Raw genomic sequence first — 7,347 nt, forward strand, 5'->3', positions numbered from 1 at the left:
CGCGGACCGCGTCCGCGAAAGCCTCGCCTCGCTTGTTGTAATTGACGAACATGTCCATCGAGGCGCAGGCCGGGGCCAGCAGAACCGTGTCCCCCGGCCGGGCGAGCCGTGCCGCCTCCCGGACCGCCGCCGACATCGCCCCAGTGTCTGTCCGGTCGAGGTCCACGACCGGGACCTCGGGGGCGTGTCGCGCGAGGGCTTCACGGATCAGCTCGCGGTCCGCGCCCATGAGGACGGCCCCGCGCAGCCGTGGCGCCGACTTCGCCGCCAGTTCGTCGAAGCTCGCCCCCTTGGCCAGTCCGCCCGCGATCCAGACGATCGGGTCGTAGGCGGCCAGGGAAGCCTCGGCGGCATGGGTGTTGGTGGCCTTGGAGTCGTCGACATAGCCGACGCCGTCCACCTCGGCGATCTTCTCGATCCGGTGCGGATCGGGCCGGAAGGCCCGCAGTCCGTCGCGTACCGCCGCCGGGGGCACCCCGTAGGCGCGGGCGAGCGCCGCCGCCGCGAGGGCGTTGGCGATGTTGTGCGGGGCCGGCGGTTCGACGTCGGCGACCTCGGCGAGCTCCTGCGCCTGCTTCTGCCGGTTCTCGACGAAGGCGCGGTCCACCAGGATTCCCTCGACGACCCCGAGCTGGGAGGGGCCGGGTGTGCCGAGGGTGAAGCCGATCGCCCGGCAGCCCTCCGCCACATCCGCCTCGCGCACCAGGTCCTCGGTCGCCGGGTCGGCGGCGTTGTAGACGCAGGCGACGGTGTTGCCCTCGTAGATCCGGCCCTTGTCGGCGGCGTACGCGGCCATCGAGCCGTGCCAGTCGATGTGGTCGGGCGCGAGGTTCAGCACGGCGGCGGAGTGGGCGCGCAGGGAGGGGGCCCAGTGCAGCTGGTAGCTGGAGAGCTCGACCGCGAGCACGTCGTACCGCTCCTCGCCGAGGACGGCGTCCAGCAGGGAGACCCCGATGTTGCCCACGGCCGCCGTGCGCAGCCCGGCCGCTTCGAGGATCGCGGCGAGCATGCGCACGGTCGTGGTCTTGCCGTTGGTGCCGGTGATCGCGAGCCAGTCGGCGGCGTCCGGCCCCCGCAGCCGCCAGGCGAGCTCCACATCGCCCCAGATCTCCACGCCCGCTTCGGCGGCGGCGGTGAAGAGCGGCTTGTCCGGCTGCCAGCCGGGTGTGGTGACGATGAGCTCGGTGCCCTGGGGCAGGGTCGCGCCGTCGCCGAGGCGCACGGTGATCCCGAGCGCCTCCAGCTCGGCGGCCTGTGCCCGGGAGCGCTCGTCGTCGCCGTCGTTGACGACGGTGACGTGCGCGCCGAGGCCGTGCAGGGCCTTCGCCGCCGGGATCCCGGAGATCCCGAGTCCGGCGACGGTGACCCGCTTGCCCTGCCAGTGCTCCGTGCTCACTTGGCCGCTGCCCATCCTGCGTAGAAGAGTCCCAGACCCACGATGACGCACATGCCCTGGATGATCCAGAACCGCACCACCACAAGGACTTCGGACCACCCCTTGAGTTCGAAGTGGTGCTGGAGCGGGGCCATGCGGAAGACGCGCTTACCGGTCATCTTGAAGGAGCCGACCTGGATGACCACGGACATGGTGATCAGGACGAAGAGTCCGCCGAGGAGGGCGAGCAGCAGCTCGGTGCGCGAGCAGATGGCCAGACCGGCGAGCGCGCCGCCGAGGGCGAGGGATCCGGTGTCGCCCATGAAGATCTTGGCGGGCGAGGTGTTCCACCAGAGGAAGCCGAAGCAGGCGCCCATGAGGGCGGAGGCGACGACCGCGAGATCGAGTGGGTCGCGTACCTCGAAACAGGCCGCCGGGTTGGTCAGCGAGGCCGCGTTGGCGCAGGACTCCTGGAACTGCCAGAGGCCGATGAACGTGTACGCGCCGAAGACCATCACCGAGGCGCCGGTGGCGAGTCCGTCCAGGCCGTCGGTGAGATTCACGCCGTTGGACATCGCGAGAATCATGAAGAGCGCCCAGATCACGAACAGCACCGGACCGATCGTCCAGCCGAAGTCCGTGATGAACGAGAGCTTGGTGGAGGCGGGGGTGAGGTCGCGCTTGTCGGCGAACTGGAGCGAGAGCACCGCGAAGGCGATGCCGACGATCAGCTGGCCGGTCATCTTCGCCTTGGCCCGCAGACCCAGCGAACGCTGCTTGACGATCTTGATGTAGTCGTCCAGGAAGCCGACCAGACCCATGCCGGCCATCAGGAAGAGCACCAGGATGCCGGAGACGGTCGGCTTCTCCCCGGTGATCACCTTGGCGAGCGCATAGGCGATCAGCGTGGCCAGGATGAAGGAGATGCCGCCCATGGTGGGCGTGCCCTTCTTGCTGCCGTGGGTGCGCGGGCCGTCGTCCCGGATGAACTGCCCGTATCCCTTGCGGGCCAGGAGCTTGATCAGCAGCGGGGTGCCGATGAGCGTCAGAAAGAGCCCGATGGCTCCCGCGAAGAGGATCTGCCTCATCGGGCGGCACCCTGCCCATCCACGGTCGCCGCCGGGTCGAGCAGGGCCTGGGCGACCCGTTCGAGACCGACCGACCTGGAAGCCTTCACCAGCACGACGTCTCCCGGGCGCAGCTCACTGCGCAACAGGTCGACCGCCGCCTGTGCGTCGGACACGTGCACCGACTCCTCACCCCACGAACCCTCGTTATATGCGCCCAGTTGCAGCCAGGACGCTTCCCTGCCCCCGACTGCGACGAGCTTGCTGACGTTGAGCCGGACGGCCAGCCGTCCGACGGCGTCGTGCTCGGCGAGCGCTTCGTCACCGAGTTCGGCCATCAGGCCGAGCACCGCCCACGTACGTCCCCCCCGGGACTGCGCTCCCTGGCCCATGGCGGCCAGCGCGCGCAGCGCCGCCCGCATGGACTCGGGGTTCGCGTTGTAGGCGTCGTTGACGATCGTCACGCCGTCCGGACGCTCGGTGACCTCCATGCGCCAGCGGGAGAGGGTGCCGGCCTCGGAGAGCGCGCGGGCGATCTCGTCGACGGGCATGCCCAGCTCATGGGCGACGGCGGCCGCGGCGAGCGCGTTCGACACGTGGTGCTCACCGTACAGCCGCATAGTCACATCACTGCACCCGGTAGGGGTGTGAAGCGTGAAGGCGGGCTGACCTTGCTGGGTGAGCCGGACATTCTCGGCACGTACATCGGCGTTCGCGGACTCTCCGAAGGTCACCACGCGGGCCGTGGTGCGGGCGGCCATCGCGTGCACCAGGGGGTCGTCGGCGTTGAGCACGGCCACTCCGCCGCGGTCGGCCGGCGGCAGGGCCTCGACGAGCTCGCCCTTGGCCTCGGCGATCCGCTCCCGGCCGCCGAACTCGCCGATGTGGGCGGTGCCGACGTTGAGGACGAGGCCGATCCTGGGCGGCACCAGTCCGGCGAGATAGCGGATGTCGCCGACGTACCGCGCGCCCATTTCGAGCACGAGGTGCCGGGTGGTCCCATCGGCCCGCAGCGCGGTCAGCGGCAGCCCGATCTCGTTGTTGAGGTTGCCCTCGGGGTAGACGGTGGGCCCCATGCGCCCGAGCAGCTGGGCGATCAGGTCCTTGGTGCTGGTCTTCCCGGCGGAGCCGGTGAGCGCGACGGCGGTCGCGCCGAGGCTCTCGACGACATGGCGGGCGAGCGCGCCGAGCGCGGCGGTGACGTCGTCCACGACGATCGCGGGCACGCCGACGGGCCGGGTGGCCAGCACGGCGACGGCGCCGTCCGCGACGGCGCGCGCCGCGAAGTCGTGCCCGTCCGCGCGTGCTCCGGCGAAGGCGGTGAAGAGGGCGCCGGGCCGTACCGCGCGGGAGTCGGTGACCACCGGCCCGGTGATACGGATCCGTGGATCCGGTATGTCGTACGACTGCCCGCCGACGATTTCGGCGATCTCGGCGAGGGAGAGGGCGATCACTTGGTCATCCCCGGGTTTTCTGGTGGAGGGCGGCACGGACGGCTTCGCGGAGTACCCGGCGGTCGTCGAAGGGGCGGACGACTCCGGCGATGTCCTGGCCCTGCTCATGGCCCTTTCCGGCGATGAGCACGGTGTCGCCGGGTTCGGCGCGGGCGACGGCCGCGGCGACGGCCGCGGCCCGGTCGGCGTCGACCAGGACGTCGCCGCGCTCATGGACCGGGACCTCGGCGGCTCCGGCGAGCATGGCGGCGAGGATGGCGAGCGGGTCCTCGGAGCGGGGGTTGTCGGAGGTCAGCACGGCGGTGTCGGCGAGGCGCGCGGCGGCGGCCCCCATCGGGCCGCGCTTGGTGGTGTCGCGGTCGCCGCCGCAGCCGAGGACGATGTGCAGCCGGCCCCGGGTGACCTTGCGCAGGGAGCGCAGCACCGATTCGACGGCGTCGGTCTTGTGGGCGTAGTCGACCACGGCCAGATAGGGCTGGCCTTCGTCCACCCGTTCGAGACGGCCGGGCACTCCCGGGACGGCGGCGACGCCGTCCGCCGCGGTCTGCGGGTCGATTCCGGCGGTGGCGAGGGTGACGACGGCCGCCAGGGTGTTGGCCACGTTGAAGGGGCCGGGCAGCGGGGCCTTGGCCCGTACCCGCTCGCCGCCGGGGCCGACCACGGTGAAGACCGAGTCCATCGGCCCCACGACGACGTCCTCGGCACGCCAGTCGGCGTCCGGATGGCCCTCGGCGGAGAAGGTGGTGACCGGTACGGACGCCTCCGCGGCGAGCCTGCGGCCGTACTCGTCGTCGAGGTTGACGACTCCGCGCCTGCTGCGCTCCGGGGTGAACAGCCGGGCCTTGGCCTGGAAGTAGTCCTCCATGCCCGAGTGGAACTCCATGTGCTCGGGGCTGAGGTTGTTGAAGACGGCGACGTCGAAGACGCAGCCGTCGACCCGGCCGAGCATCAGGGCGTGGCTGGAGACCTCCATGGCGACCGCGTCGACGCCGCGTTCGCGCATCACGGCGAAGAGGGCCTGGAGGTCGGTGGCCTCGGGGGTCGTACGCTCCGACTTGACGCCCTCGTCGCCGATGCGGGTCTCGACGGTGCCGATCAGCCCGGTGGCGCGGAACACCGCCCGGAGGCCGCCGTCCATGAGGTAGGCCGTGGTGGTCTTGCCGGAGGTGCCGGTGATCCCGATCTGGAGCAGTCCCTCACCGGGGTGGCCGTAGATCTCGGCGGCCAGTTCGCCCATCCGGCCCCGGGGGTCGTCGGCCACCAGGACCGGCAGTCCGGTCGCGGCGGCGCGCTCCGCGCCCGCGGGGTCGGTGAGCACGGCGGCGGCGCCCAGGCCGGCGGCCTGGTCCACGAAGTCGGCGCCGTGCAGCCGGGCCCCGGGGAGGGCCGCGTACACATCGCCGGGGCGCACCGCCCGCGAGTCATGGGTGATGCCGGTGACGGCCGCGTCGTCCGCCGCCGGGTTCCGCACCCCCAGCCGGGCGGCCAGCTCCCTCAGCGGGGTCGGATGGGGCCTCTCAGGACGGGGGGCTCCCGGCTGCTTCGCGGGGGCGTCCTGGGCGGTTCGGTACTGATCAGCGTGTGGCACGGCGGTGAGCGTACCGGGCGTACCCGGCCCGGGGCTAAATGGAGGCCGGGCGGGGCCGTGGTTCCCGGAATCGGGGGTGATCGTTGTCACTGGTGGTTCCTCGGGTCATTCTCAGACTGGTCATTCGCCGGGCTCGAAGGTGACGGGGAGCCGGGCGGGTGCGTCTCCGGTCGGCGGGACCTGGAGGGTCTTCAGCGCGAACTGCATGACCTGCTGATAGACCGGTCCGCAGATCTGGCCGCCGAAATAGCTGCCTTCGGTGGGGTTCTGGATGGCGCAGTAGACGGTGATCCGGGGCTTGTCGGCGGGGGCGAATCCGGCGAAGGAGGCGGTGTAGCCGCGGTAGCGGCCGAGTTCCGGGTCGACGCGGTTGGCGGTGCCGGTCTTGCCCGCGACGCGGTAGGCGGGGATCTTGGCCTTGGTGCCGGTGCCCTCCCGGTCGTCGACGACGGACTCCAGCATGGTGGAGAGCGTCTTGGCGGTCCGCTCGCTGACGACCCGGCTCTTCCTGGGCGCGGGGGCGGGGGTGAACCGGCCGTCGGGGCCCTTGGAGCCGCGGACCAGGGTGGGTTCGATGCGTACGCCGCCGTTGGCGATGGTCTGGTAGACGGAGGCGGCCTGCATGGCGTTGATGGACAGCCCCTGGCCGAAGGGGATCGTGTACTGCTGGGAGGTGGACCAGGTCTCGGGCGCGGCGAGGATTCCCGGGGTCTCGCCCGGGTAGCGCAGGCCGGTGGGGCTGCCGAGGCCGAATTTCCGCAGATAGGAGTGGAGCACCCGGTTGGCCTGCGGCTGGGTCCTGCCGAGCTGTCCGGTGGCGAGGATGGTGCCGATGTTGCTGGACTTGGCCAGTACGCCGTTGAGCGTCAGATACCAGGTGGGGTGGTCGATGTCGTCCCGGAAGAGCCGGTCGCCCCGGTGGAGCCGGTTGGGGACGACGACATGGGTGGCGGGGGTGGCGGCCTTCTCCTCCAGCACGGCCGCCATGGACACCACCTTGGCGGTGGAGCCGGGCTCGTAGGCGTCCTGGAGCGCGGCGTTCCCCATGGCGGTCGCGTCGGCGCCGGCGATGTCGTTGGGGTCGAAGCCGGGCGAGTTCGCCATGGCGAGGACCTCGCCCGTGCGGGTGTCCTGCACTATCACATAGCCGCGGTCGGCTTTGGACTTCGCCACCTGGTCGCTGATCGCGCGCTGGGCGGCCCACTGGATGTCCCGGTCGATGGTCAGCTCGACGTCGGAGCCGGGGACGGCGGGGGTCTCCCGGGTGCCGTCCGCGGTGGGGACCCGCCGGCCGCCGGACTGGGCGTAGGTGATCTCGCCGTCCTCGCCGGCGAGGGCCTTGTCCAGCATGGACTCGACGCCTCCGCCGCCGCGGCCCTCGGCGTTGACATAGCCCAGTATCCCGGCGGCGAGATCGCCGTTCGGGTAGACGCGCTTGCTGCTGCGCTCCTGGAGGACGCCGGCCAGCACATTGACCCCGGGGCCCTTGCGGGCGCGATCGGCCCTCGCCTTCTCGGCGTAGACGCCCTTGAGGTCCTTGATCTGCCGCCAGACCTGGGGGGTCTGGCGGCGGGCGAGGACGGTGTAGCGGGAATTGGGGGTTCCGAGCTTCTCGGCCAGGTCGTCGGCGTCCGCGTCGAGGATGGGCGCGAGCAGCGCCGCGGCCTGCTCGGGCGCGTTCGGGGACTTGCTCTCCTCGGGGGTGAAGAGCTTGGGGTCGGCGGTGATGTCGTACGCGTCGACGCTGGTGGCCAGCGCGATCCCGGAGCGGTCGGTGATCTCGCCCCGCTCGGCGGCGAGCACCACGCTCATATAGCGGTGCTTCTCCGCCTTGGCGGCGTAGGCGCCGGCGTCGACGGCCTG

At 71.5% G+C, this 7,347-nt stretch carries 5 protein-coding genes; all 5 read right to left on the minus strand.

The annotated features are described in order from the left end of the window. On the minus strand, positions 1-1,396 hold a 1,396-nt coding region (gene murD, locus FF041_RS14795; RefSeq protein ID WP_323391874.1), incomplete at its 3' end, for a UDP-N-acetylmuramoyl-L-alanine--D-glutamate ligase. After that, entirely contained in the window at positions 1,393-2,463 is a 1,071-nt protein-coding gene (mraY, locus tag FF041_RS14800) for a phospho-N-acetylmuramoyl-pentapeptide-transferase (protein WP_153482120.1), read from the minus strand. The genes mraY and murD, both read right to left, overlap by 4 nt. After that, positions 2,460-3,896 carry a UDP-N-acetylmuramoyl-tripeptide--D-alanyl-D-alanine ligase gene (locus FF041_RS14805; RefSeq protein ID WP_323391875.1) on the minus strand — a complete coding sequence of 479 codons (1,437 nt, stop codon included), beginning with the start codon at positions 3,894-3,896 and terminating at the stop codon, positions 2,460-2,462. Before FF041_RS14805 ends, mraY begins: the two co-directional genes overlap by 4 nt. A gap of 4 nt (positions 3,897-3,900) precedes the next feature. Further along, the gene (locus tag FF041_RS14810) at positions 3,901-5,574 is read right to left on the minus strand and encodes a UDP-N-acetylmuramoyl-L-alanyl-D-glutamate--2,6-diaminopimelate ligase (RefSeq protein ID WP_323371321.1); all 1,674 of its coding nucleotides are present in this window, start codon (positions 5,572-5,574) and stop codon (positions 3,901-3,903) included. A 30-nt stretch (positions 5,575-5,604) separates the two neighbouring features. Further along, on the minus strand, positions 5,605-7,347 hold a 1,743-nt coding region (locus FF041_RS14815; RefSeq protein WP_153523278.1), incomplete at its 5' end, for a peptidoglycan D,D-transpeptidase FtsI family protein.

Source organism: Streptomyces jumonjinensis (assembly GCF_009600885.1).
In the GTDB taxonomy this organism is placed as follows: domain Bacteria; phylum Actinomycetota; class Actinomycetes; order Streptomycetales; family Streptomycetaceae; genus Streptomyces; species Streptomyces jumonjinensis.